Origin of the sequence: Sphaerisporangium sp. NPDC005289 (genome assembly GCF_040607455.1) — a bacterium.
Classification (GTDB): Bacteria; Actinomycetota; Actinomycetes; order Streptosporangiales; family Streptosporangiaceae; genus Sphaerisporangium; species Sphaerisporangium rhizosphaerae.
Genome location: NZ_JBEXGS010000012.1, coordinates 187,083 through 211,347, shown reverse-complemented (window position 1 = coordinate 211,347; position 24,265 = coordinate 187,083). Strand labels below are relative to the sequence as shown.

At 73.9% G+C, this 24,265-nt stretch carries 20 protein-coding genes; 13 read left to right on the top strand and 7 right to left on the bottom strand.

The features are described from left to right. The first annotated feature begins 215 nt into the window (after positions 1-215). The gene (locus ABZT47_RS22365) at positions 216-1,253 is read left to right on the top strand and encodes a LacI family DNA-binding transcriptional regulator (RefSeq protein ID WP_354845283.1); all 1,038 of its coding nucleotides are present in this window, start codon (positions 216-218) and stop codon (positions 1,251-1,253) included. 192 nt (positions 1,254-1,445) lie between these two features. Here the strand turns inward: ABZT47_RS22365 and ABZT47_RS22360 are convergent, their stop codons facing one another. After that, positions 1,446-2,633 carry an RtcB family protein gene (locus tag ABZT47_RS22360; RefSeq protein WP_354845140.1) on the bottom strand — a complete coding sequence of 396 codons (1,188 nt, stop codon included), beginning with the start codon at positions 2,631-2,633 and terminating at the stop codon, positions 1,446-1,448. A gap of 193 nt (positions 2,634-2,826) precedes the next feature. After that, the gene (locus ABZT47_RS22355) at positions 2,827-3,372 is read right to left on the bottom strand and encodes a DUF308 domain-containing protein (RefSeq protein ID WP_354845137.1); all 546 of its coding nucleotides are present in this window, start codon (positions 3,370-3,372) and stop codon (positions 2,827-2,829) included. Between the two features lie 228 nt (positions 3,373-3,600). On the opposite strand from ABZT47_RS22355, the gene ABZT47_RS22350 reads away from it, so the two are divergent. Together ABZT47_RS22350 and ABZT47_RS22345 are read left to right on the top strand one after the other, a co-directional pair. Further along, the gene (locus ABZT47_RS22350; RefSeq protein WP_354845134.1) at positions 3,601-6,342 is read left to right on the top strand and encodes an AAA family ATPase; all 2,742 of its coding nucleotides are present in this window, start codon (positions 3,601-3,603) and stop codon (positions 6,340-6,342) included. Between the two features lie 101 nt (positions 6,343-6,443). Beyond that, positions 6,444-6,899 (top strand): VOC family protein, encoded by a 456-nt coding sequence (locus ABZT47_RS22345; protein ID WP_354845131.1) that lies wholly within the window; start codon positions 6,444-6,446, stop codon positions 6,897-6,899. 79 nt (positions 6,900-6,978) lie between these two features. On the opposite strand, the gene ABZT47_RS22340 is transcribed toward ABZT47_RS22345, so the two are convergent. Both ABZT47_RS22340 and ABZT47_RS22335 read right to left on the bottom strand, forming a co-directional pair. Beyond that, positions 6,979-8,589 (bottom strand): tannase/feruloyl esterase family alpha/beta hydrolase, encoded by a 1,611-nt coding sequence (locus ABZT47_RS22340; protein ID WP_354845128.1) that lies wholly within the window; start codon positions 8,587-8,589, stop codon positions 6,979-6,981. 80 nt (positions 8,590-8,669) lie between these two features. Next, positions 8,670-9,335 (bottom strand): TetR/AcrR family transcriptional regulator, encoded by a 666-nt coding sequence (locus ABZT47_RS22335; protein WP_354845125.1) that lies wholly within the window; start codon positions 9,333-9,335, stop codon positions 8,670-8,672. 220 nt (positions 9,336-9,555) lie between these two features. On the opposite strand from ABZT47_RS22335, the gene ABZT47_RS22330 reads away from it, so the two are divergent. Next, positions 9,556-10,308 carry a glucose 1-dehydrogenase gene (locus ABZT47_RS22330; RefSeq protein WP_354845122.1) on the top strand — a complete coding sequence of 251 codons (753 nt, stop codon included), beginning with the start codon at positions 9,556-9,558 and terminating at the stop codon, positions 10,306-10,308. Positions 10,309-10,438: 130 nt separating this feature from the next. On the opposite strand, the gene ABZT47_RS22325 is transcribed toward ABZT47_RS22330, so the two are convergent. Then, a complete protein-coding gene (locus ABZT47_RS22325) occupies positions 10,439-11,074 on the bottom strand; it encodes a TetR/AcrR family transcriptional regulator (RefSeq protein ID WP_354845119.1) in 636 nt (211 codons plus the stop codon). Positions 11,075-11,160: 86 nt separating this feature from the next. Between ABZT47_RS22325 and ABZT47_RS22320 the strand changes: the two genes are divergently transcribed. Further along, a complete protein-coding gene (locus ABZT47_RS22320) occupies positions 11,161-11,931 on the top strand; it encodes an SDR family oxidoreductase (protein ID WP_354845116.1) in 771 nt (256 codons plus the stop codon). Between the two features lie 211 nt (positions 11,932-12,142). Here the strand turns inward: ABZT47_RS22320 and ABZT47_RS22315 are convergent, their stop codons facing one another. Then, positions 12,143-12,904 (bottom strand): M15 family metallopeptidase, encoded by a 762-nt coding sequence (locus ABZT47_RS22315; RefSeq protein ID WP_354845113.1) that lies wholly within the window; start codon positions 12,902-12,904, stop codon positions 12,143-12,145. Between the two features lie 332 nt (positions 12,905-13,236). Here ABZT47_RS22315 and nhaA point away from each other — a divergent pair, with 332 nt between their 5' ends. From nhaA to ABZT47_RS22290, 5 genes are all read left to right on the top strand, one after another. Beyond that, positions 13,237-15,123: a Na+/H+ antiporter NhaA gene (gene nhaA, locus ABZT47_RS22310; protein ID WP_354845110.1), complete on the top strand. Its 1,887-nt coding sequence runs from the start codon at positions 13,237-13,239 to the stop codon at positions 15,121-15,123. 212 nt (positions 15,124-15,335) lie between these two features. Continuing rightward, entirely contained in the window at positions 15,336-15,971 is a 636-nt protein-coding gene (locus ABZT47_RS22305) for a pyridoxamine 5'-phosphate oxidase family protein (protein WP_354845107.1), read from the top strand. Positions 15,972-16,175: 204 nt separating this feature from the next. Continuing rightward, positions 16,176-17,237 (top strand): 3-oxoacyl-[acyl-carrier-protein] synthase III C-terminal domain-containing protein, encoded by a 1,062-nt coding sequence (locus tag ABZT47_RS22300; RefSeq protein ID WP_354845104.1) that lies wholly within the window; start codon positions 16,176-16,178, stop codon positions 17,235-17,237. A 58-nt stretch (positions 17,238-17,295) separates the two neighbouring features. Further along, complete coding sequence (locus tag ABZT47_RS22295; protein ID WP_354845101.1) at positions 17,296-17,859, top strand: isoprenylcysteine carboxyl methyltransferase family protein; 564 nt, start codon at positions 17,296-17,298, stop codon at positions 17,857-17,859. Continuing rightward, entirely contained in the window at positions 17,856-18,872 is a 1,017-nt protein-coding gene (locus ABZT47_RS22290) for an NAD(P)/FAD-dependent oxidoreductase (protein WP_354845098.1), read from the top strand. Before ABZT47_RS22295 ends, ABZT47_RS22290 begins: the two co-directional genes overlap by 4 nt. 45 nt (positions 18,873-18,917) lie before the next feature. Here the strand turns inward: ABZT47_RS22290 and ABZT47_RS22285 are convergent, their stop codons facing one another. Beyond that, positions 18,918-20,594, bottom strand: coding sequence for a DEAD/DEAH box helicase (locus ABZT47_RS22285; RefSeq protein WP_354845095.1), 1,677 nt, complete (start codon positions 20,592-20,594; stop codon positions 18,918-18,920). Between the two features lie 395 nt (positions 20,595-20,989). On the opposite strand from ABZT47_RS22285, the gene ABZT47_RS22280 reads away from it, so the two are divergent. From ABZT47_RS22280 to ABZT47_RS22270, 3 genes are read left to right on the top strand one after another with little or no spacing between them, the layout of a single operon-like run. Then, entirely contained in the window at positions 20,990-21,877 is an 888-nt protein-coding gene (locus ABZT47_RS22280; RefSeq protein ID WP_354845092.1) for an alkaline phosphatase family protein, read from the top strand. Positions 21,878-21,879: 2 nt separating this feature from the next. Beyond that, on the top strand, positions 21,880-23,178 hold the full coding sequence (locus ABZT47_RS22275) for an MFS transporter (RefSeq protein ID WP_354845089.1): 1,299 nt from the start codon (positions 21,880-21,882) through the stop codon (positions 23,176-23,178). Continuing rightward, entirely contained in the window at positions 23,175-24,191 is a 1,017-nt protein-coding gene (locus ABZT47_RS22270) for a hypothetical protein (RefSeq protein WP_354845086.1), read from the top strand. The genes ABZT47_RS22275 and ABZT47_RS22270 overlap by 4 nt, the downstream gene beginning before the upstream one ends. The last annotated feature ends 74 nt before the right edge of the window (positions 24,192-24,265 follow it).

The window sequence follows — 24,265 nt, the reverse complement described above, 5'->3', positions numbered from 1 at the left end:
CGGGACGGCGCCGCCGGGGCTCGGCGCGGCCGGGCGCATCGCCCCGGTGGACCGGTTGGCGTGCCCGTCCGTAAAGCGCTCAAGTCAAACCGCGAAATGCCTTTACAAAGGCGATGTGAACGTTAACAATTGACCCACCCCAGCGTGGGCCTACAGCCCGCGAGGAAGGAGGCGGGGCCAGAGTCATGGCTCGCAACGTCCATCGCTCCCCCGTCATGGCGGATGTGGCAAGGCTTGCAGGCGTGTCGCACCAGACCGTATCCCGGGTTCTGAACGATCACCCTAACGTGCGCCAGGAGACCCGTGAACGGGTGCTGGCCGCCATCGAAGGTCTCGGCTACCGCCGCAACTCCAGCGCCCGCGCGCTGGTGACCCGGCAGACCAACACCCTCGGAGTCGTCGCCTTCGACACGACGCTGTACGGCCCGGCCAGCACGCTCTACGGCCTCGAACGGGCGGCCCGCGAGGCCGGCTACTTCGTGAGCATCGTGAGCCTGCGCGAGCTGACCCGCGACGACCTGGCCGAGGCGCTCGACCACCTGGCCCGCCAGCAGGTGGACGGGCTGGTGGTCATCGTGCCGCAGAGCGCGATCGCGGTCGCACTGGCCGAGATGCCGCAGCCCGTCCCGGTGGTGACGGTCGAAGGGGACGCCGGCGTCGGCCTCCCCGTCGTCAACGTCGACCAGCGCAAGGGAGGGGCTCTGGTCACCGAGCACCTGCTACGACTCGGCCACCGTACGGTGTGGCACGTCTCGGGACCGCCGGACTGGCTGGAGTCCCAGGCGCGCACCCAGGGCTGGCGCGAGACCCTGCTGGCCGCCGGCGCCCCGATCCCCGAGCCGCTGTCGGGCGACTGGAGCCCGCGCTCGGGTTACCGCTGCGGTCAGCTGCTGGCCGGCGTGCCCGATCTGACGGCCGTGTTCGTGGCCAACGACCAGATGGCCCTCGGGGTGGTGCGGGCGCTGGACGAGGCGCGCATCCGCGTCCCCGACGACGTGAGCGTCGTCGGCTTCGACGACGTGCCCGAGTCGGAGTTCTTCACCCCGCCGATGACCACCGTGGCGCAGGACTTCTCCGAGGTGGGCCGCAAGGCGATCGAGTTGCTGCTGGACGCTCTGGCCGACGACCGCGACCACTCCGCCCCCGCGGCGGAGGGCGCCGACGGCGCCTACCCGGCCGTCCCGCCCGCGCGCATCGTCGTCCAGCCGCATCTCGTCGTCCGCCGCAGCTCAGGACCGCCCCGGCGGTCCTGAGGACCACACCTCCGAGACCTCGCACCTGCCGCGAGGCCGGCACCTCCTGCAAGACCGTCGCCTTCCGGGACTGTCGCCTTCCAGGGCCGGCGCCTTCCGGGGCGGCGGTGCACCGCCCCGGTGATCTCCAGGGCCGCCACGCGCCAGGCGGCGGCCCTGGGAACACGCGTCGCGGCCGCCGGGCAGGCGCGTTCAGCCCTTGACGCAGATGATCTGGCGCAACCGGGCGACGACCTCGACCAGGTCGGTCTGGGCCGCCATGACCGACTCCAGGTCTTTGTAGGCGCCCGGGATCTCGTCCAGCACACCCGCGTCCTTGCGGCACTCGACGCCGCTGGTCTGCGCCTCCAGGTCGCCGAGGGTGAAGGTGCGCTTGGCCTTGTTCCTGCTCATCTTGCGCCCGGCGCCGTGGGAGGCCGAGTTGAACGCCTTGGCGTTGCCCAGGCCCTTGACGATGTAGGTGCCCGTCGCCATCGACCCGGGGATGATGCCGAGTTCGCCGGAACCCGCCCTGATCGCGCCCTTGCGGGTGACCAGCAGGTCCATCCCGTCGTAGGTCTCCTCGGCGACGTAGTTGTGGTGGCAGGAGATGGGCCGGTCGAAGGTGACGCCGGCGAAGTGCTTGCGCAGCACGCCGCAGACCAGGGCCATCATGATCGCCCGGTTGTGGCGGGCGTAGTCCTGCGCCCAGAACAGGTCGCGCCGGTAGGCCTCCATCTTCACCGTGCCGGCCACGAAGACCGCCAGGTCGCGGTCGGGGAGGTCCTGGTTGTGCGGCAGCTTGCGCGCCTGCTCGATGTGGTGCTCGGCCAGCTCCTTGCCGATGTTGCGCGAACCGGAGTGCAGCACCACCCACACGGCGCCCTCGTCGTCGGAGCAGACCTCAAGGAAGTGGTTGCCGCCGCCGAGCGTGCCCATCTGCACCTCGGCACGCTGCCTCCTGCCCCGGACCGCGGGCGCCAGGGCGTCGAAGCCCTTCCAGAAGGAGTCCCACTGCGCGGCCGGGAACCCGTGCAGCCTGCCCGGCTCCACCGGTCGCTTGTGGGCGTGGAACCCCACCGGGACGGCCTGCTCCAGCCGCGAGCGGAGGTAGGGCAGATTGTCCGGAAGGTCGTCGACCTTGAGCGAGGTGCGCACCGCGCTCATGCCGCAGCCGATGTCCACCCCGACCGCCGCCGGCGACACGGCGTCGCGCATCGCGATCACCGAGCCCACGGTGGCCCCCATGCCGTAATGCACGTCCGGCATTACGGCGACACCATGCGTCCACGGCAGGTTCGCCACGTTGCGCAACTGCTGCATCGCCTGCGGCTCGACCTCGTCGGGCTCGGCCCACATCCGGATCGGCGCACGCCCACCCGGCACCTTCTTGTACACCATCGCGTGTCGCCTCCCTCCGCCGGACTCCGAACCGACGCCATCAATGACGCCAGAGTCGCACCACCGCCCGCAACCCAATAAAGATCCTCTGCCCGTCCTCGACCCCCGTGAAAGGCCGATCGGCCCGGGTGAGGCGTGGACGAAGAGACGGTGCCGGCGGGTGGACCGGCCGGCCATGGCGTCAGGGCGTCGATCAGGCCTGGACGGCCCGCGCCCGGCGGCGCCGCTTCCAGGCCAGGGTCGCGGCCTGGATGACGAAGAAGGCGCCACCGGCCGCGGTGTACATGATCAGCGGGGTCAGGCCGGGGTGGTCGCCGACGGCGGCGGGCAGGTAGGTGAGACCGGCGATGACCGACAACGCGCCGGCGACGAGCATCGGCCACTGACGGCCGAGCTCGGGGCCGCGGCGGCGGACGGCCACGGTCAGCTGGGCGGCACCGGAGACGATGGCCCAGAGGCCGAACACGAACAGCACCGCGCCGACGCCGCCGATGGCGGACAGGCCGAGACCGACGGCGGTCAGGGCGCTGAGCACCGTGTTGAACACCTGCAGCCTGCGGGCGGGAGTCCCGGGATCCTCACGGACGTCGAGCAGCGAGGCGACGACGTCGATGATCGGGTACGCGACGAGCAGGATCACCGAGGTGGCCGTCAACGAGTCGTGGACGGCGACGAAAGCGGCGGACCAGGCGATCGCGATGAGGCCGCGGACGAGGTAGATGCGAAGGAGGGACGACATCGGGGCTTCCATATTCTTTCCGACATTCCGGCTTTCCGAGGTACGGAGTCACTCTGACCGCCCGTACCGGCCGATCGCCCCTGGGAGAGACCCTGGCCGGGACCCTGGTCCCGGCCCCCTGGGCTCCCCAGGCCCCCTGGGGAGGGCTGCGGCACGTCACGACGTTCGAGCCGAGCAGGAGTGTTGTAACCTCCCCGGCGGGGGGATGACGTGCAGATCAACACCAGGATGTCCGCTTTACGAGGGCGGCGGCGCGAGCAGGAGGCGCTCGAACGGCTGCTGCGTGAGGTCAGCGCCGGGCAGAGCCGGGTGCTGGTGCTGCGCGGCGAGGCCGGAGTGGGCAAGACCGCCCTGCTGGACCACCTCGCCGAGACCGCGCCGGCCGGTCACGTGGCCCGCGCGGCCGGGGTGGAGCTGGAGACCGAGATCGCCTACTCCGCGCTCCAGCAACTCTGCGCCCCGCTGCTGGGCCGTCTCGACCGGCTGCCCGAGCCGCAGCGCGACGCGCTCGCCACCGCCTTCGGCCTCAGCACCGGCACCCCGCCGGAGCCGTTGCTCGTGGGGCTCGCCGTGCTCGGACTGTTCGCCGAGGCCGCCTCGGAGCGGCCGCTGGTCTGCGTGGTGGACGACGCGCAGTGGATGGACCGCATGTCGGAGGTGATCCTCGCCTTCGTCGCCCGCCGGCTGGACCGCGAGTCGATCGCCCTGGTCTTCGCGGCGCGCAGCCCCGGCGACGAGCAGGTCCTCGCGGGGCTGCCCGAACTGCGCGTCGAGGGCCTGCCCGACGCGGACGCGCGGGCACTGCTGGACTCGGTCCTGCCCGGGCCGATCGACGCCCGGGTACGCGACCGGATCGTCGCCGAGACCCGCGGCAACCCGCTCGCCCTGCTCGAACTGCCGCGCGGTCTCACGCCGGCGGAACTGGCGTTCGGGTTCGGCGGGCACGGCGGGACACCGCTGGTGGGCCGGGTCGAGGAGGGCTTCCAGCGGCGCATCGCGGCGCTGCCCGAGGACACCCGCACACTGCTGCTCACCGCCGCCGTCGAACCGCTCGGCGACGTGCCGCTGCTGTGGCGCGCGCTGGAGCGGCTGGGCGTCGGGATGGACGCCGCGGCGCCCGCGGCCGCCGCGGGCCTGATCGAGATCGGGACCCGGGTCCGGTTCCGGCATCCGCTGGTCCGCTCGGCCAGCCGGCGCTCCGCCGCGCCCTCCGGGCTGCGGGAGGTCCACCGGGCGCTCGCCGAGGTGACCGATCCCGGGCGGGACCCCGACCGCCGTGCCTGGCACCGGGCGCACGCCGCGCTGGGACCGGACGAGGAGGTCGCCGGCGAACTGGAGCGGTCGGCCGGGCGGGCGGTGGCCCGTGGCGGGCGGGCGGCGGCCGCGGCCTTCCTGGAGCGCGCGGCGGAGCTGACCCCCGATCCGGCCAAGCGCGCCGGGCGCACCCTGGCCGCCGCGGTGGCCCGGTTCGCCGCCGGGGCCCTCGCCGAGGTTCCGGACCTGCTGGCCTCGGCCGAACTCGGTCCGCTGGACCTGGTGCAGCAGGCCGGAGTGGAGCGGCTGCGCGCCAAGGTGGCGTTCGCGCTCAACGCCGGACGGGCGGCCGGGCCGCCGCTGCTTTCGGCCGCACGCCGTCTTGCGACCCTGGATCCCGCGGCGGCCCGCGAGACCTACCTGGCGGCGATCGGCGCGGCCGTGAACGCGGGATGCCTCGGCGACGGCGACCTGCGCCGCGCCGCCGAGGCGGCCCGGGGCGTCCCCGCGGGCGGAGAGCCGGCCGGTCTGCTCCTCCAGGCTCTGACGGCGTGGAGCCTGGAGGGGCACGCGGCGGCGGTGCCGCTGTTCGCTCGCGCCCTGGCCGAGGTCTCCCCGCACAACGACGTGGACCTGGTCTGGCTGAGCGGGGCGATCTTGCACGAGGTGTGGGACGACGTGGCGTTTCTCACCAGGACCGAGCAGGCCGTCGGCTACGCCCGTGAGACCGGCGCGCTGTCCCTGCTGCCGAGCGCGCTGACCTTCCGTGCCACCGCGCTGATCTACGCCGGCCGCTTCGCCGACGCCTCGGACCTGCTGGAGGAGGCCGAGGCCCTCGGAAACGCCACCGGCTCGTCCCCGCATCCGGCCACCGCGGTCATCCTGGCCGCGCACCGCGGCCGCGAGGAGCCGGCGCTGGAGCTCAACGAGACTCTGGTGAACGACGCCGAGGCGGGTGGCATGGGGTGGCTGCTCGCCGTCGCCGGGTACAGCAAAGCGGTGCTGTACAACGGGCTCGGCCGGTACCCCGCCGCGCTGCGGGCGGCCCGCGAGGCGGCCCGGCACGAAGACCTCGCCGTCCTGCAGTGGTCGCTCGGGGAGCTGGTGGAAGCCGCCGCGCGCGCCGGGGAGCACGCCGTCGCGGCGCGGGCCCGTGACCGCCTCGCCGCCCGCACACGTGCCGCCGGCACCAACTGGGCCCTCGGCGCCCAGGCGCTCGCGGACGCGCTCGCCGGATCGGCCGGATCGGCCGGCCCGGCCGGATCCGCCGGATCGGCCGGATCGGTCGAGGAGCACTACCGAGAGGCGATCGAGCGGTTGTCCGCGACCCGGCTCGGCCTGCAGACCGCCCGGGCCCGCCTGCTCTACGGTGAGTGGCTGCGACGGGAGAACCGGCGGGCCGACGCCCGGGCACAGCTGCGCGTCGCGCACGAGGCGTTCACCACCATCGGCGCGGAGGGGTTCGCCGAGCGGGCCGGGCGGGAACTGGCCGCCACCGGCGAGACGGTGCGCAGGCGGACCCTCGGAGAACGGGAGGAGCTCACCCCCCAGGAGGCGCAGATCGCGCGTCTGGCCGTGGCGGGCCGCACCAATCCGGAGATCGGCGCCGTGCTGTTCCTCAGTCCGCGCACCGTCGAATGGCACCTGCGCAAGGTCTTCACCAAGCTCGGCATCGGCTCGCGCCGCGAGCTCGCCTCCGCCCTGCGCGACAGGTGACTCCAGGGACGCCCCCAGGGTGTCACCCTGGGGCGAGCGTCCTGCCCCGCACGTGATCGTGGACACCGGATGCCGGACGGCATCACCGTGATCGTGAAGAGGTGGAGACAGTGGTGGACTACCTGCTCGAAGTGATCGTGCTGCCGGTGGCCGACGTCGACCGGGCCAAGGAGTTCTACAAGCGGATCGGATTTCGCGAGGATCTCGACTACGTCGGCGGCCAGGACTTCCGGGTCGTGCACTTCACCCCGCCGGGCTCCCACTGCTCGATCATCGTGGGCGAAGGCATCGGCACCGCCGCGCCCGGGTCGGCGGAGAACGTGCACCTGATCGTGCGTGACATCGAGGAGGCCCGGGCCGACCTGGTCGGCCGCGGCGTCGAGGTCAGCGAGATCTTCCACGACGCCGGCGGCGTCTTCCACCACGCGGGCGAGGAGGAGCGGGTTCCCGGCCTCTACCCCGGCCGCCTCTCGTACGGTTCGTTCGCCTCGTTCAGCGATCCGGACGGCAACGGTTTCCTGTTGCAGGAGGTCACCGAGCGCGCCCCCGGCCGCTGAGGCCGCGCTGGACGCGCCCACCGTATGACCGCGGCGGCCCCGGTGAGAACCCCGGGGCCGCCGCGTCGTGCGGACAGGGTCAGGCGGTGACGCAGCGGTAGTTCGCGGCCGAGGCCGTGTCGCCGTGACCGGTGTAGCGGGCCACCATCGGGTAGCGGCAGACGTTCCGCGTGACGGTCCTGCCGTCGGCGCCGGAGACCGAGGCGGCCAGGGTGGCCGGAGCCTTGCCCTTCTCCACCCAGGTGACCAGTGCGCCCAGGTCGTCGGCCGGGTACGGGCCGGTGCCGCCGCCGCAGTGGTTCACGCCGGGCAGCAGGAACAGCCGGTAGAAGTCGTCGACCCGCTCGCCGCCGCCGAGGGCCCGCTCGACCCGCTCGCGGTAGTCGACCGTGCCCTGGGTGGGCACCAGTTCGTCGGTCTGGCCGTGCCAGCTCAGCAGCTTGCCGCCGGCCTTCGCGAACGCGGACAGGTCCGGGTCGTCGCTGCCGATGATGTCGTTGAACCGCCGCTGCGACGCGCGGAAGATCTGCCCGAAGGACCTGTAGGTGAGCTTCGTGGTGTCGAACGAGGGGTCCTGCGTCACGAAGTACTTGACCCAGGCGTCGGCGACGAAGAAAGGGGCGCCGGGAGTGGCCAGGGCGGCCAGGCTCGCGCCCTTGTTCGGCCCGTACCAGAGCTTGCGGCCGGAGATGACCGGCCCCGCCCAGACCTTGCGCACCGCGTCCGCGGTGGCGCGGGAGATCACGATCGTCCTGTCCTTGCAGACGACCTTGGTGCCGACGAGGCGACGGGGGTCCCAGCCGCACTTGTGCGGGCTGTCGATGACGCCGTCCTCGACCCCGTCGAGGGTGTCGCAGGCCTTGACCGCGGCGGCGGTGAACGCCTCCAGCTCACATGAGGTGGGCGCGACCTTCTCCTCGTTGAAGACGGCCTGCGACCAGAGCGTGGCGACCGCGAACCGGTCCCAGTTGATCGCCGGCGCCTTGGCGAGGATCCCGTCGAAGTCGGCCGGGTGGCTCTGGGCCTCCTCGTACCCCTGGCGGCCGCCGGTGGAGCAGCCGTTCCAGTACGCGTAACTCACGGATCGGTCGTAGAACCTCTTCGCCACGTCCTTGCCGATGACGGCCATGTCGTGCAGCGAGCGGGAGGCGAAGTTCTCCAGCAGCGGGGTGTTGACCTTTCCGGCCGCGGTGAGCGCCCAGCCGCTCACGTCGAGCGGGTTCGCGCCGACACCGGCATCGGTCGCCGCGGCGACATAGCCGGCCTTCACCGCGCCGACCAGCGGGGCGCCGTCAAGATCACCGGCGAGGTAGGCGCTGCCTCCGGTGGCCTGGAACCGTCCGGTCCACTTCTTCCTGTCCTGGGGCAGCGAGATCTTGATGGCGACGTGGTCCTTCGCGCCCGGGTGGCTCACCGTGACGGTGAGGTCGCACCAGGCGGGCACGTCGGTGAGCGTCTCCTTCTCGGGGTGCAGCGGTGGAGCGGCGGGGAAGGTGACGGTTCCGCCGGCGTGGGCGACCGCCTTCACCGACTCCACCTTCGTGCCGGAGGGCGCGGAGACGGGAACCGCGGCGCAGGTCGTGGCGGCTGCCGGGCCGCCGTCGCGGGAGAGGGCGCCGGCGGCCGTGGGCGTCAGCGCCGCCACCGCCGGCACCGCCGCCGTCATCAGGACGATCAATCGTCGTTTCATGCCCGACATACTCGTGCGGCACCCGCGGGCCTCACCCCAGGGAGACCCCCTGGGCCGCACCCTGGCCGGGCCTCGGCGCCTCACCCGCCCGCGGGTCCGGCCTCCTGGCGGGCGGGGGGAATGTGCGCCGCTTCGCCGGAGCGGGCCCGGTAGCGGGAGGTCAGCGGCAGGCCCTGGAAGGCCTGTTCGGCCGCGGCGTCGAGGTCCGCGCCGTCCATGCCGCCCTTGGCCATGACGTCGAAGCCGCGGTTGAGCGACAAGATCATGACGGCGATGGCGCGGGCGTCGGCCTCCGGGGCGAGGTCGCCGTGGCGCTGGGCCGCGGCGACGCAGTCGCGCAGGATCCGCTGCTGTTCGAGGAACACCCCCCGGATGATGTCGCGCGCCTTGCCGTCCTGGGTGCCCACCTCGTGGGCGAACCTGCCCGCCATGCAACCGAGACGTTCGTCGTCGTCCAGGACGAACCGGGCACCGCTCGCGAGGAAGCCGTGCAGGCGTTCCACCGCGGTGTCGTCGGGCCCGTCGAGAAGCTCACGCGTCTCGGCCAGGGCCTGGCGCACGTACTCGTTGAGCGACTTGATGAACACCGTGTGCTTGTCGCCGAAGGAGGCGTAGAGGCTCCCCCGCCCGAGGCCCGTGGCGGCGGAGATGTCGTCCAGGCTCGTGCCGGCGTAGCCCGTCGCCCGGAAGCGAAGCATGGCCGTCTCGAGGACGGTCTGCTCGTCGAAGCCGCGCGGTCTGGCCATGGACCCATCCTACAAGATCTTGACCGATCGATACAGAACCCGCGCCCGGATTCTGGACGAAACAGTACAGAACCATGCTAGGGTTTTTGACAGATCAGTACAGAACGCCGATGCGGGACGGCTCCGCCGCAGCCCGCCACGGCGCCACCACGCCGACGACCCCGGACCCCCGTGAGGCACCGGGATCGGACAGGCGGCGACTCACACAAGGAGCACGTCAATGAGCGCCAAGCTCGAAGGAAAGATCGCGCTGGTCACCGGTGGCAGCACCGGCATCGGACTGGCGTCCGCGCGACGGCTGGTCGACGAGGGCGCCTTCGTCTTCATCACCGGCCGCCGCGAGCAGGAACTGCTCAAGGCCGAGGCCGAGATCGGGCACAACGTGCGGACGGTGCGGGGAGACATCGCCCACCTGGCCGACCTCGACCGTCTCTACTCGGCGATCAGGTCACACGAGGGCCGGCTCGACATCGTCGTCGCCAACGCCGGCATCGTCGAGGTGAGGCCCACCGACCAGGCCACCCCCGAGCACTTCGACAAGATCTTCGACGTCAACGCCCGGGGCACCTACTTCACGGTCCAGAAGGCGCTGCCGCTCATGGGCGAGGGAGGGAGCATCGTGCTCGTCTCCTCCGGCATGAGCGTGAAGGGCTTCCCCGGCTACGGGGCGTACGCCGCCACCAAGGCCGCCATCCGCTCCTTCGCCAGAACCTGGGCGGCGGAGCTGAAGGATCGGGGCGTGCGCGTCAACGTGCTCAGCCCCGGCGTGATCGAGACACCGATCATGGACAGCCAGTTCGCGGACGAGGCCGAGCTGCGGGCCGGCATGGAGATGTTCAGGTCGATGATCCCGATGGGCCGCCTCGGCCGTCCCGAGGAGATGGCCGCCGCCGTCTCCTTCCTCGCCTCCGGCGACAGCAGCTACATCACCGGGTTCGACCTGGTGGCGGACGGCGGCGTCGTCGAACTCTGAGCCCATCGGCGCGACCCGTCCGAACCCGCCGCAGGGCTCGTGCGGGTCGCGCCGCGCGCCCCGGTCCCCCCGCCCGGGCGACCGTCGCGGCCGGCCGTGCCGGGGTCATCACGGGACGTCGCCGGGGTCATCACGGGACGTCGCGGGAATCGGCGCCGGCGGGCCGGGGGGCGTGGGGCCGTGCTCCGCCGATGACCGCCTGGGTGAGCTGCGCGGCCAGGCCGGCGGTGAGGGGGGTGCGGGCGATCAGGAGGCGGTACCACATCAGGCCGTAGACCTGGTCCATGGTCAGCTCCAGATCGATCCCGGCCGGCAGCTCGCCGCGGTCGCGGCCCTGGACGAGCAGCGCCCGCAGCCGGTCTCTGCGGGCCGCGATGAACGCGCGCATGCCCTCGGCGGCCGCGGTGTCGCGCAGGGCCTCGGCCGCCAGGGCGCGGAACAGGTCTCCGGCGCGCTCGACGGCGAGGAAGGTGCCGGACAGGAAGGTCGAAAGGTCCGCGGCGAGCACTCCGGTGTCGGGGACGGGCACCTCCTGCTGGGCGTGCTCGACCACGGCCTCCAGCAGCACCGCGCCCTTGGAGGGCCACCACCGGTAGATGGTGTGCTTGCTGACCCCCGCCGCGCGGGCGATCGCGTCGATCGTGACGGCCATGCCGTCCGGCCCGGCGAGCAGATCGGCGGCGCGGCGCAGCACGGCCTCCCGGACCGCCGGGTTGCGCCGGCGGCCGGTGTGCGGCCGGGAGGCGGGCGTGGGGTCGGTGGCCATGATCGCATCCTAGCATTTGACGGAACTGGTGGTTCCGGCAAAGCTTGTCGGAACCACCAGTTCCGTCAAGCACATCGAGGGTCATCATGGATCTCCACCTGAGCGGCAGGCGCGCGCTCATCACCGGCGCGTCGAAGGGCATCGGCGCGGCGACCGCCGAGGTGCTCGCCGAGGAGGGCTGCGAGGTCCACCTCGCCGCCCGCGGGGCTCCCGCGCTGGAGGACCTCGCGCGCCGGCTGAGCGCCTCGTACGGCGTCGGCGCGTACGCGCACCCCGTCGACCTGCGGCGCCCGGAGGATCTCGCCCGCCTGGCCGAGGAGGTCCCGCAGGTGGACATCCTGGTCAACAACGCCGGCGACATCCCCGGCGGCCCGCTCGACGCGGTGGACGCGAAGAGCTGGCGGCACGGCTGGGAGCTCAAGGTCCTCGGCTACGTCGACCTCACGCGGCTGGTCTACGCGCGGATGAGGGACCACGGGCACGGCGTGATCGTCAACACCATCGGCATCGCCGGCCAGCGGGCCGACTTCGACTACATCGCGGGCAGCTCGGGCAACGCCGCCCTGATGGCGTTCACCCGCGCCTTGGGCGGGCGCAGCCTGCGCGACGGCATCCGCGTCGTCGGCGTCAACCCCGGGCCGGTGGCGACCGAGCGCATCCTCACCCTCATGGCCGCCCAGGCGCGCACGGCCGGCGGCGACGGGACGCCCCCCGACCCGGCCGCCGCGTTCCCGCTCGGCCGTGCGGCGACGCCCCGCGAGGTCGCCGACCTCATCGCCTTCGTGGCCTCCCCCCGCTCCGCCTACACCAGCGGTGCGATCTTCACCGTCGACGGCGGGATCTCCGCCGCGTCGTGACCACCACCCGGGCTCGCCCCCGCCGCACGGACTCGCCTCCGCCGCACGGACTCGCCTCCGCCGCACGGGCACGCCTCCGCCGCACGGGCACGACTCCGGACGAGGACGGCTCCCGTACCGCCGGGACGGGTCCCGCCGCACGGGGACGGCGCCGCTCCGGCGAAGGGGGCCCACGCGGGACGGGCCGGTGTCCGCCGGGAAGACGGGGGCGTCAGCCACCGGCGGCGTCGGGGCGCATCTCGGGGCAGGTGCCTCCCGGCGTGGTGGCCAGTTCGAAGTGCCACATCTCGTTGGCGAACATCTGGCACAGCCCGTAGCGGGCGCCGTGCCGGCTGAGCCAGTCGTCGGCGTCGGTCGGGCCGATGTCCACCGCGTGCCCGGTGACGTGGCGCGAGCGCTCCGGAGTGGCGACGTAACGGGCGGCCTCCCGCTCGCTCCCGTACTTGGCGATCGCCTCGTCGAGCAGCCGCCGCTGGTAGGCCCTGCTGCGCCAGCCGGTGGTCAGGAACACGCCGACGCCCTCGCGCGCCGCGTCCTTCGCCGCCCGCCGCACGGCGCGCAGCAGCTCCGGGTCCAGGTTGGCCACCGCGGGCTGCCCGGCGTCGAAGGGCGAGAGCCGCCCGCCGTCCGGCACCACCCCGTCCGCGGCACCCAAAGGGGGATCGGCGCTCCATTCCCGGATGGAACGGCCGATCTCGGTCCCGCCCGGGACGGCGGCCACGCAGCGGGCGCCGCAGGTGAACGCCGCCACCCCGGCCCCTGCCGTGACCGCGGCCAGCGACACGGCGGCGAGGGACCACACGATCCGCCCGCGACGCGCGGCGGGCCGTCCGGTCGGCGAGGGGACGCGCGCCCGGCCGGACGGGACGCCTGACCGGACGGTGGACGCGGAGAGCGACGGGGCGGGCGACGGGTCGGGCCCTGCGGCGGGCGGGAACACGGTCTCGGACGGGGGGCCGGGTCGTCGGTCCATGGGCGATCCCTCTCTCGGGAAGCCGCCGTGCGGGGCGGGCACGCCGCGGCGGCGCACGTCGGCCACCATGCGCGTCCCGGGTGTCCCCGCCGTCGCCGCCGCGATTCGGCGACCGCTCAGCCGTGCATCGGTCGTGTATCGGCCTTCCGGCCAGGCCGGAACCACCGCCCGGACGGGCAGGCGACGACCGTCGAGTCGGCCTGCCGGCCCCACCCCTCCCGTGCGGCGGCAACGGGCCGACGCGCGGAAGACGGCCGTCGGACGGTGGCCCCGTCCGGCCGCCGATCAGCGCCGCGGGGAATGTCCTGGGTCCGCGGGGTGTCGGAGTCAGAGTGAGCGCACCACGGCAAGCACCGTTCCTCGGAAAGACCACCTGGGCCCGGCGGTTCGAGACACCGCTGCGCGAGTTCCTGCGCACCGAGACCGGCAGCGCCGCGGTCCTGCTGGCCGCCACGCTGGCCGCGCTCGTCTGGGCCAACGTCGACCTGCCGTCCTACGAGGGGCTGTGGCGGACGTCGCTGTCGGTGCGCCTCGGGGACGCCGGGATCTCCCAGGACCTGCGCCACTGGGTCAACAACGGGCTGATGACGCTGTTCTTCCTGGTCGTCGGGCTGGAGGCCAGGCGCGAGTTCGACATGGGCGAGCTGCGCGACCGGCGGCGGCTCGTGCTGCCGGTGGCGGCCGGCGTGGGCGGCATGCTCGTACCCATCGCGATCTACCTGGCGCTCAACGCGGGCGAGCCCTCCGCGCACGGCTGGGGCGCCGCGATGTCGACCGACACGGCCTTCGCCATGGGCGTGCTCGCCCTGGTCGCCTCGCGCTTCCCCGCCCGGGCGCGGACCTACATCCTCACCGTCACCGTCGTCGACGACCTGGTCGCGCTCTGCGTCATCGCGATCTTCTACAGCGAGCGGGTCAGGGTCCCCGCGCTGCTGGCGGCGATCGCGATCTTCGCGGCGATGCTGCTGCTGAAGTACCGGGCCAGGGTGCGCAACGGCCTGATGGTCGCGGGCTTCGGGGTGGCGGCCTGGGCGGCGCTGCAGGCCTCGGGGGTCGAGCCGGTGGTCATCGGCCTGGCCATGGGCCTGCTGACCTACGCCTCGCCGGCGACGCGCGGCGACCTGGAGCGGGCCAGCGACCTGTTCCGGCTGTTCCGCGAGCAGCCGACCGCCGAGCTGGCCCGGTCGGCCAGCGCGGGAGTGGCCAAGGCCGTCTCGCCCAACCATCGGCTCCAGCAGCTCTACCACCCGTGGACCAGCTACGTCATCGTGCCGCTGTTCGCGCTGGCCAACGCCGGCATCGCCATCGACGGCGGCTTCGTGGCGCGGGCGCTGACCTCGCCGGTCACCCTGGGAATCATGGCGGCGTACATCGCCGGCAAGCCGGCCGGGATCGTCGGGGCCACCTGGCTGGTCACGCGGCTGAGCCGGGGGCGGGTGCGCCCGCCGGTGGGCTGGGCCGCGATCGCGGGCGGCGGGACGATCGCCGGCATCGGGTTCACCGTCTCCCTGCTGATCGCCACCCTGGCCTTCGACGGGGAGCGGCTGGAGGAGGCCAAGTTCGGCATCCTGGCCGCGGCGCTGTGCGCCTCGGTGATCACCTGGGTGATCTCGCGTGTGACGGCCGGGCTGCCGGCCGCGCTGCGGGCGCGGGTGCTGTACGGCACCGCCGAGAGCATCGTCGACCTGGCCTTCCCCGTGGACCCGGACCGCGACCATCTGCGCGGCCCGCTGGAGGCGCCGGTGACGGTGGTGGAGTACGGCGACTTCGAGTGCCCGTACTGCGGCCTGGCCGAGCCGGTCGTGCGCGAACTGCTGGCCGGGCACGGCGACGTGCGGTACGTCTGGCGCCACCTGCCCCTGCACGACGTCCACCCCTCGGCGCAGCTCGCCGCGGAGGCCAGCGAGGCGGCCGCCCTCCAGGGCGCGTTCTGGGAGATGCACGACGCGCTCCTGGAACACCAGGGCCGGCTGCTGCTGCCGCACCTGGTCGGCTACGCCGAGAGCATCGGGCTGGACCTGGACCGCTTCCGGCGGGACCTGAAGGAGCACAGCGGCGCCGCGCGCATCGCCGAGGACGTCGACTCGGCCGACCTCAGCGGCGTGTCCGGCACGCCGACGTTCTTCGTCAACGGGCGGCGGCACCACGGCGCCTACGACATCGCGACGCTGAGCGCCTCCGTCCGCGCGGCCCGCGCCCGCGCCGCCCTGGTCTCCTGAGCGCCGCCGTGGCCTCGTGAGCGCCTCCCCTGCCTCCTGACCTGCCGAGCGCCCCCCGGTCTCCTGAGCGCCGCCGTGACCGCCTCCCCGGCCTCCTGGCCTGCTGAGCACCCCCCTGGTCTTCTGAGCGCCGCCGTGATCGCCCGGTCCCTGGCTCCGTGGACCGGGACCACCCCGCGGGCTCACGCGATCTCCTGGTTGGATGTCGCTTTGTGAGCGAACTGTCAGAGACCGAGCGCACCCGGCACCGGCGGCTGCGCGAGCAGGGCCGCCGCGAGCGGGAGGCGCTGTTCGAGGTGCTGCGCGCGGGGTTCGTCTGCCATCTCGGCGTCGTCGTGGACGGCGCCCCGATGGTGGTGCCCACGGTCTACGGCTTCGACCAGGACCACATGTACGTGCACGGGTCGGTCGCCAGCCGCAGCATGACCCAGGACTCGGTGGTGTGCGTGACCGTCACCCACATCGACGGCCTGGTGCTGGCCCGGTCGGTCTTCGAGCACGGCGTCAACTACCGCAGCGCGATGGTCTACGGCGTCCCGCGCCGGCTGGAAGGCGAGGAGAAGCTCGCCGCGCTGCGCTGCCTCACCGAGCACGTCACCCCCGGCCAGTGGGAGTACGCCCGGCGGCCGAACCGCAAGGAGCTGGCCGCGACGACCATCTTGGCGATCTCGCTGGAGGAGGCGTCGGTCAAGGTCCGCCAGGGCCCGCCCGGCGACGACGACGACCCGCACGACGTCTGGGCCGGTGTGCTGCCGCTGGCCCAGGTGTGGCGGGCGCCGGTCACCGCGCCCGCCGTCGCCCACCCCGCCCCCGCCCACGTGCGCGAGCGCGCCGGCGAGCCGTCCTAGCGGCGGCGGGTTCGCGCGGAAGTGACAAGCGGGGGCCGCGGCACCTGGCGCCGGGTGCGGGGAAACGGGCGCGCGTCGCGGAAATGACCGGGATCCGTCCTTTCACCGTGTCCACGCCCTGCGGCGGGCGACCGGGTCCAGGCATGCCACTCTCGGCGCTGGGCACAAGATTGGTGTCCTCCACTTGAGCGAAGCGGGAACCTTATGACCCGAATTGCCGCTGTCCGCGGTGCCCTCCCTCCCAATCGCCATCCGCAAGCAGAGATCACGGACACCTTCGCCCGCGTGTGCCTGCCCCCGGGCGCGGACCGCCGGCTCCTCGACCGGTTGCACACCTCGGCCCGTGTCGGCCACCGCAACCTGGTCCTCCCGCTCGACCAGTACGCCAAGCTGGACGGGTTCGGCATGGCGAACGAGATCTTCATCGAGGCCGCCGTCGACCTCGGCGCCGAGGCCGTGGGGGCGGCCCTGGACGCCGCCGGCCTGACGCCCGCGGACGTGGACATGATCATGTTCACCTCGGTGACCGGCATCGCCGCCCCCTCGGTGGACGCCCGGCTGGCCGGCCGGCTCGGCCTGCGCCCCGACGTCAAGCGGGTGCCGGTCTTCGGCCTCGGCTGCGTCGCCGGCGCCGCGGGCATCGCCCGGCTGCACGACTACCTGCGCGGGTGGCCCGGGCACGTGGCCGTGCTGCTGTCGGTCGAGCTGTGCTCGCTCACGTTGCAGCCCGGCGACGCCTCGCCGGTCAACCTGGTCGCCAGCGGCCTGTTCGGCGACGGCGCCGCCGCCGTGGTCGCCTGCGGAGCCGACCGGGCCGCCGGAGGCGCACCGGGGCCCACCGTCGTCGCCACCCGCGGCCACCTGTACCCCGACTCCGAGGGCGTGATGGGCTGGGACGTCTCCGACACCGGGTTCCGCGTCGTCCTGGACACCAGCGTTCCGGAGGTCGTGCGCACCTACCTGGCCGACGACGTGAACGGCTTCCTCGCCGACCACGGCCTCACCACGCAGGACGTGACGGCGTGGGTCTGCCATCCGGGCGGTCCCAAGGTGCTGCAGGCCGTCGCCGAGACCCTCGACCTGCCCGACGGCGCGCTGGAGCTGACCTGGCGCTCACTGGAGGACGTCGGCAACCTGTCCTCGGCCTCGGTGCTGCACGTGCTTCGCGACACCCTGGCCCTGCGCCCGCCGCCGCCCGGCACACCGGGGCTGCTGATCGCGATGGGCCCGGGCTTCTGCTCCGAACTCGTCCTGCTGCGCTGGTAGCGCTCCGGTGACGCCGATCACGCTCGCGCCGGCGGTCGTGGCCGTATCGTTTGCAGGCATGTCGTCCTGGTACCTGCTTCTGGTCCTGCTCGTCTGCGTGGAGCGCCTCGCCGAACTGGTGGTTTCCCGGCGCAACGCCCGCTGGAGCCTGGCCCGGGGCGGCCGGGTCTTCGGACGCGGCCACTATCCCTGGATGGTCGCCCTGCACACCGGCCTGCTCGCCGGCTGCCTGCTGGAGACCATGCGGGCACATCCGCCGTTCGTGCCCGCCCTCGGCTGGCCGATGCTCGCCCTGGTCCTGGCCTCCCAGGGCCTGCGGTGGTGGTGCATCACCTCGCTCGGCCCGCGCTGGAACACCGAGGTCATCGTGGTCCCCGGCCTGCCGCTGGTCACCCGGGGGCCCTACCGTCTGCGGTGGCTGCGCCACCCGAACTACGTCGCGGTCGCCGTCGAGGGCGCGGCGCTGCCGCTGGTCCACAGCGCGTGGGTCACCGCCGCCGTCTTCACGGTGCTCAACGCCGCGCTGATGGTCGTGCGCATCCGCTGCGAGGAGTCCGCCCTCGCCTGGGCCGTCCAGCAGGAGGCGGCCGCGCAGGCCCCGGCGCGGGACGGGTCGGGGTGATCGACCTGCTGGTGGCCGGGGGCGGGCCCACCGGGTTGGCCGCCGCCATCAACGCGGCGCTGGCCGGGATGGAGGCCGTGGTCGTGGAGCCGCGCCCGGCCCCGGTGGACAAGGCGTGCGGCGAGGGCCTGATGCCCGCCGGGGTGGCCGCCCTGCGCGCCCTGGGCGTGGAGGTCACCGGCAGGCCTCTGCGCGGCATCCGTTACCTGGACGCGCGGCGGCAGGCGGACGCGCCGTTCCGGCACGGGCCCGGCCTGGGCGTGCGCCGCACCCGGCTGCACGCGGCCCTGGCCGAGCGCGCGGCCGAGGTGGGGGTCAAGGTCGTCCACGGGCGGGTGGAGGGCGTGCGCCAGCGGCCGGGCTTCGTCGAGGCGGCCGGGATGCGGGCCCGCTGGCTGGTCGCCGCCGACGGCCTGCACTCGCCGCTGCGCCGGGCGCTCGGCCTGGAGCTCCCCCCGGGACGCGCCCCCCGCCGGTACGGGCTGCGCCGGCACTTCCAGGTCGCCCCGTGGACGGACTTCGTCGAGGTGCACTGGGCCGCGCGCGGCGAGGCGTACGTGACGCCGGTGGCCGACGGCCTGGTCGGCGTGGCGGTGCTCAGCCGCGAGCGGCGCCCCTACGACGAGCACCTGGCGCAGTTCCCCGCGCTGCTCTCCCGCCTGGCAGGCCCGGCCGCGACCTCGGTGCGCGGCGCGGGCCCGCTGCGGCAGCGGGCCCGCGCCCGCGTGGCCGGGCGGGTCCTGCTGGCCGGGGATGCCGCCGGCTACGTGGACGCCCTCACCGGCGAGGGCGTCTCGCTCGGGCTGCTGTCGGCGCGCGCGCTGGTCGGGTGCCTGCGGGCCGGGCGGCCGGAGGCCTACGAGGGGGCGTGGCGGCGGTTGTCGCTGCGCCACCGCCTGCTGACCGGCGCGCTGCTCGCCGCCCGCCGCCACCCGCTGCCCGCCGGCCTGATCGTCCCCGCCGCCCGCCGCCTGCCCGTCGTGTTCACCGCCGCCGTCAACGCCCTGGCGTGAGACCCCGCACCGGGGGCAGCGGGACCGTGAGGCCCCGCGCCGGGGTCAGCGGGACTCGAAGCGCTCCCGGCGGACGGTGACCTTCTTGCCCTTGATGGTGGTCTGGCGCAGTGAGGAGATCACGTCCTCCACCGAGTGGTCGGGCACCTCGACCAGGGAGAAGCGGTCGGCGATCTCGATGGCCCCGATGTCGCGGCCGCTGAGGCGCGACTCGTTGGCGATGGCGCCGACCAGGTCCTGCGGCCGGACGCCCGCCGAGCGGCCCGCGCCGATGAACACGCGGGTCATGCCGCTGGAAGGGCCCCGGCCGCGCCGCTCGTCGCGGCCGGGCTGCTCGCGCCGCCCGCGGCCCTCGCGCTCGGGCCGCAGCGGCGCCTCGGGGATCTCCTCCTCGTCGGCCGCCGCGCCGCTGGACTCGTGGGCGAGCTTGACCGCGGCCATGGCGATCTCCACCAGGTCGAACTCGTCGGCGAGGGTCTCGACCACGACCCGGAACTGCTCCAGGTCGTCTTGGAGCATGCTCTCCTCCAGCGCCGAGCGGGTGAGCTCGAGCCGGCGGGCCCGCAGGTCGGCGACCGTCGGGACCTTCTCGACCGTGATGCGCGACTTGGTGACCCGCTCGATGGTCTTGAGCATGCGGTGCTCGCGCGGCTCGGCGAGCGTGATCGCCACACCCTCGCGCCCGGCCCGACCCACGCGGCCGATGCGGTGGACGTAGGACTCGGGGGCGGAGGGGACGTTGTAGTTCACCACGTGGGTGAGCTGCTCGATGTCCAGGCCGCGCGCGGCGACGTCGGTGGCGACCAGCAGGTCGGCCGTGCCGGCGCGCAGCCGCGCCATCACGCGGTCGCGCTGCTCCTGGCCCATGCCGCCGTGCAGCGCCTCGGCGCGGTAGCCGCGCCCGTTCATCGTCTCGGTGAGCTGGTCGACCTCCTCGCGGGTGCGGCAGAAGACGATCGCCGCCTCGGGGGCCTCGACGTCCAGGACGCGCCCGAGGGCGGTGGGCTTGTGCGCCCGCGGGACGACGTAGGCGCTCTGCCGCACGCGCGGGGCCTCGCCCGGCGCGGCGGTCTCGCGCTCGATCTGGATGCGCACCGGGTCGGTGAGGTGCTGGCGGGCGATGGAGTTGATGCGCGGCGGCATCGTCGCCGAGAACAGGACGGTCTGCCGCTCTTGAGGGGTCTCCTGGAGGATCGCCTCGATGTCGTCGGCGAAACCCATGTCGAGCATCTCGTCGGCCTCGTCCAGCACGACCATGGTCAGGGCGTCCAGGCGCAGCGTCCGGCGGCCGATGTGGTCGAGCGCGCGGCCGGGGGTGGCCACGACGACGTCCACGCCGCGCTGGAGCTCGCGGAGCTGGCGCCCGATGGGCTGGCCGCCGTAGATCGGCAGTACGCGCGTGCCGAGGTCGCGGCCGTAGCGGTGCACGGCCTCCGAGACCTGGACGGCCAGCTCGCGGGTGGGCACCAGGACCAGCGCCAGCGGGTTGCCGCCGCCGCCGCCGGCGGGCATGCGCTGCAGGATCGGCAGCGCGAAGGCCGCCGTCTTGCCGGTGCCGGTGGCGGCCTGGCCGAGCAGGTCGCGCCCTTCCACAAGTGGTCCGATCGCCTCGCGCTGGATCGGCGTGGGCTCCTCGTAGCCGAGGCCGGACAGCGCGCGCAGGAGTTCGGGGCGCAGTCCGAGGTCGGCGAAGCCTGGCGCTTCTTCGACGCTGGAGGTCATGATCGGGCTCCTCGTTCTGACGGGCGCACGTGGGACGCCGTCGACACCATGTTCCACTGTCGTGGCACGTTTCCCGCGGGCCGGGGTCCCACACCGGCGCGTCCATACACCCCTGCGTGCTGCCCTGCGGCGCAGCGGCGGCCCGTCCCCTGTTCGGACGGCCCACGCGCGCTCACGAGACAGGAAGTTTACTTCAGCCGCGGACCGCTCGAGGTTCCGCGCGGCCCGGACCGCGATCGGCGGCGTGTGCGACCGCGGTGCCCGGCCGGGCATTCCCCGGCCGCATCGGGAATGCAGCGCCCACTGTTCGGCCGCTGTTCACCTCCGCTCACCGAACGGGCAGTGATCCACATTTAGCCTGACATGGCCTCTTATCCCCCCAACCGAGGACAGTCATGGCCATTTCCCTCGTCAAGGCGAGCACCCCCCGAAAGCTCCTGTCCGCCGCCGCCGCGCTCGGCGCCGCCGCCACCCTCGCGCTGTGGGGCGGAGCAGGGACCGGCGCCGCGGCGGCCGTGCCCACCCCGAGCCACGTGGTCGTCGTGGTGCTGGAGAACCACGCCTACTCCCAGGTCATCGGCAGCTCCAGCGCCCCCTACATCAACTCGCTGGCCACCGGCGGCGCGAACCTCACCCAGTTCTACGCCGAGACCCACCCGAGCCAGCCGAACTACTACGCCATGTTCTCCGGCGGCACCCAGGGCATCACCGGCGACGCCTGCGTCACGATCGGCTTCAGCTCCGCCGCCAACCTCGGCTCGGAACTGATCGCGGCCGGCAAGACCTGGGCCAGCTACAACGAGGGGCTGCCCTCCCAGGGCTCCACCGCCTGCACCAGCAGCGGCGGCAAGTACGCCCAGAAGCACAACCCGTGGTTCGGCTTCAAGAACGTGCCGACCTCCACGGCCCGCACGATGGCCCAGTTCCCCACCGACTTCACCACGCTCCCGAAGGTCTCCTTCGTGGTGCCGAACCTGTGCAACGACATGCACGACTGCTCGGTCTCGACCGGTGACGGCTGGCTGAAGAGCAAGCTCGGCGCCTACGCGACCTGGGCCAAGAGCAACAACAGCCTGCTCGTCGTGACCTTCGACGAGGACAACCGCCTGGCCGGCAACCGCGTCGCCACCGTCGTCTACGGCCAGCCGGTCATCCCCGGCAGCAAGCCCTCCACCACCTACAACCACTACAACCTGCTCAGGACCCTCGAGGACATGGCCGGGCTGACCACGCACGCGGGCAACGCGGCGTCGGCCTCCGCCATCACCGGAATCTGGAGCTGAGCTTGTACCTGGCCGAACGCGGGCCGGACCAGGCCGCCGAGTCCGGGGACCTCTCCCCGGGCCCGGCGGTCCGCCCGGGCCGGGCCGTCAGGGCCGTCCCCGCGACGGTCCTGGCGCTCGGGACCGTCAGCCTGATCACCGACGTCTCCTCCGAGATGGTCGCCGCCGTGCTGCCGCTGTACCTGGTGGCCGGGCTGGGCCTCAGCCCGCTCGGGTTCGGGCTGCTCGACGGCGTCTACAACGGGGTCAGCGGACTGGTGCGCCTGTTCGGCGGCCACCTGGCCGACCGGGGCGGGCGCCACAAGGCCGTCGCCCTGGCCGGGTACGGGCTGTCGGCGCTGTGCAAGCCGCTGCTGCTGCTCGCGCACACGCTCCCGGCGATCGGCGCGGTGCTGGCGCTGGACCGGGCCGGCAAGGGGCTGCGCACCGCTCCGCGGGACGCGCTGATCTCGCTGTCCACGCCGCCGGAGACCCGGGGCCGCGCCTTCGGGGTGCACCGCGCGATGGACACCGGCGGGGCGCTGCTCGGCCCTCTGGCCGCGTTCCTGGTGCTGGGCGTGGCCGCCGAGGGGTACGACGCGGTCTTCACCGTCAGCTTCTGCGCCGCCGCGCTGGGCGTGCTGGTGCTCGTCCTGTTCGTCCCGTCCCGCCCCACGGGCCCGGACACCCGGCCGGCCGCCGCGCGGGACGGAGCGGCGGACGGGGCGCCGCCGGTCACGCTGCGGTCGGCGGTGGCTCTGCTGGGCCGTCCGGAGGTCAGGCGGCTGGCCGTCTGCGCGGCGCTGCTCGGTCTCACCACCGTCAGCGACGCCTTCGTGTACCTGATGCTGCGCCACCGGCTCGGGATCGCCGAGCAGTGGTTCCCGCTGCTGCCGCTCGGCACGGCCGTGGTCTTCCTGCTGCTGGCGCTGCCGCTCGGCGTGCTGGCCGACCGCGTGGGCCGCCGCAGGGTGTTCCTCGCCGGCCACCTTGCCCTGCTGGCCGCCTACGGGCTGCTGCTCGCGGCTCCGGCCGGCCCCGTCGTGCCGTTCGCCGTGCCGGCCCTGCACGGCGCGTTCTACGCGGCGACCGACGGCGTGCTCGCCGCCGCCGCGGCCGGCGCCGTACCGGCCGAGCTGCGGGCGAGCGGGCTCGCGCTGATCGGCACCGGGCAGGCGCTGGCCCGCTTCTGCTGCTCGATCGCCGTCGGCGCGGCCTGGACCGCGCTCGGCGACCGGGCCGTGCTGCAGGCCGCGATGGCGTGGCTGGCGCTGTGCGCGGCCTGGGCGGCCTACGCCCTGCGCGGCCGGGAGGCCCGGTGAGCCGCCAGGCCCGCGTGGTGGCGCTGCTGGCCGGGGTCGTCCTGCTCGGCTCGGTCGCCTTCGCCTCGGTGCTGCACGCCGCGGGCCGCGCGGGCGAACGGGACCGGCCGCGGCCCGGCGGCCCGTCCGTCGCCGCGGGCGCCGTTCGTCTCGACGCGCGCGGGGCGATGGTCTTCCGCAACATGGAATGGGGGCCGCACCGCGACGAGCTGGTCTCGGTGCCGGCCGCCGACCCCGGCGCGGCGCGGACGGCCGCGCCGGTGCGCTGCCTGCGCTTCCACGCCGCGGCCGGGGTCGGCGTGTGCCTGCGCAAGGTGGACGGCGCGCTCGGCGAGAGCTACTTCGCCTCGATCGTCGACTCCGGCCTGCGGACGCTGCGCGACTACCCGCTCGCGGGCGTCCCGTCGCGGACGCGGGTCTCGCCGTCCGGGCACCTGGCCGCCTGGACGGTGTTCGCCGGCGGCGACTCCTACGCGGGCGGGGACTTCTCCACCCGCACCTCGATCGTCGATGTCAGGTCCGGGGCGCTGACCGCGAGCCTGGAGAGCTACGCGATCGTCAAGGACGGCCGCCCCTACCACGCCGCCGACGTGAACCTCTGGGGTGTCACCTTCGCCGACGACGCCCGTTTCTACGCGACCTTGGCGACCAAGGGCCGCACCTACCTGGTGCGCGGGGACCTCCCCACGCGCACGGTGACCACCGTGCGCGCCAACGTCGAGTGCCCCTCGCTGTCGCCCGACGGCACCCGTCTGGTGTTCAAGAAGCGGGTGGCCGGCCTGAGCGCGGACGAACCGTGGCGGCTGTACGCGCTGGACCTGGCGAGCATGCGCGAGACGCCGCTGGCCGAGGGGCGCAGCGTGGACGACCAGGTCGTCTGGGCGGACGCGCGCACGGTGGTGTACGGCCTGGCCGGCGACTTCGGCGCCGACCTGTGGTCGGTCCCCGCCGACGGCTCCGGCGCGCCCAGGCGAGTGGCGGGCGCCGCCCTCAACCCCGCCTACGTCGGCTGAGCCCGACGCGGGCCGCTCCCCACGAGCGGCTCCCCTGGGCGGCTTCCCGGGAACCGGAGCGCGGCCCTCGTCCT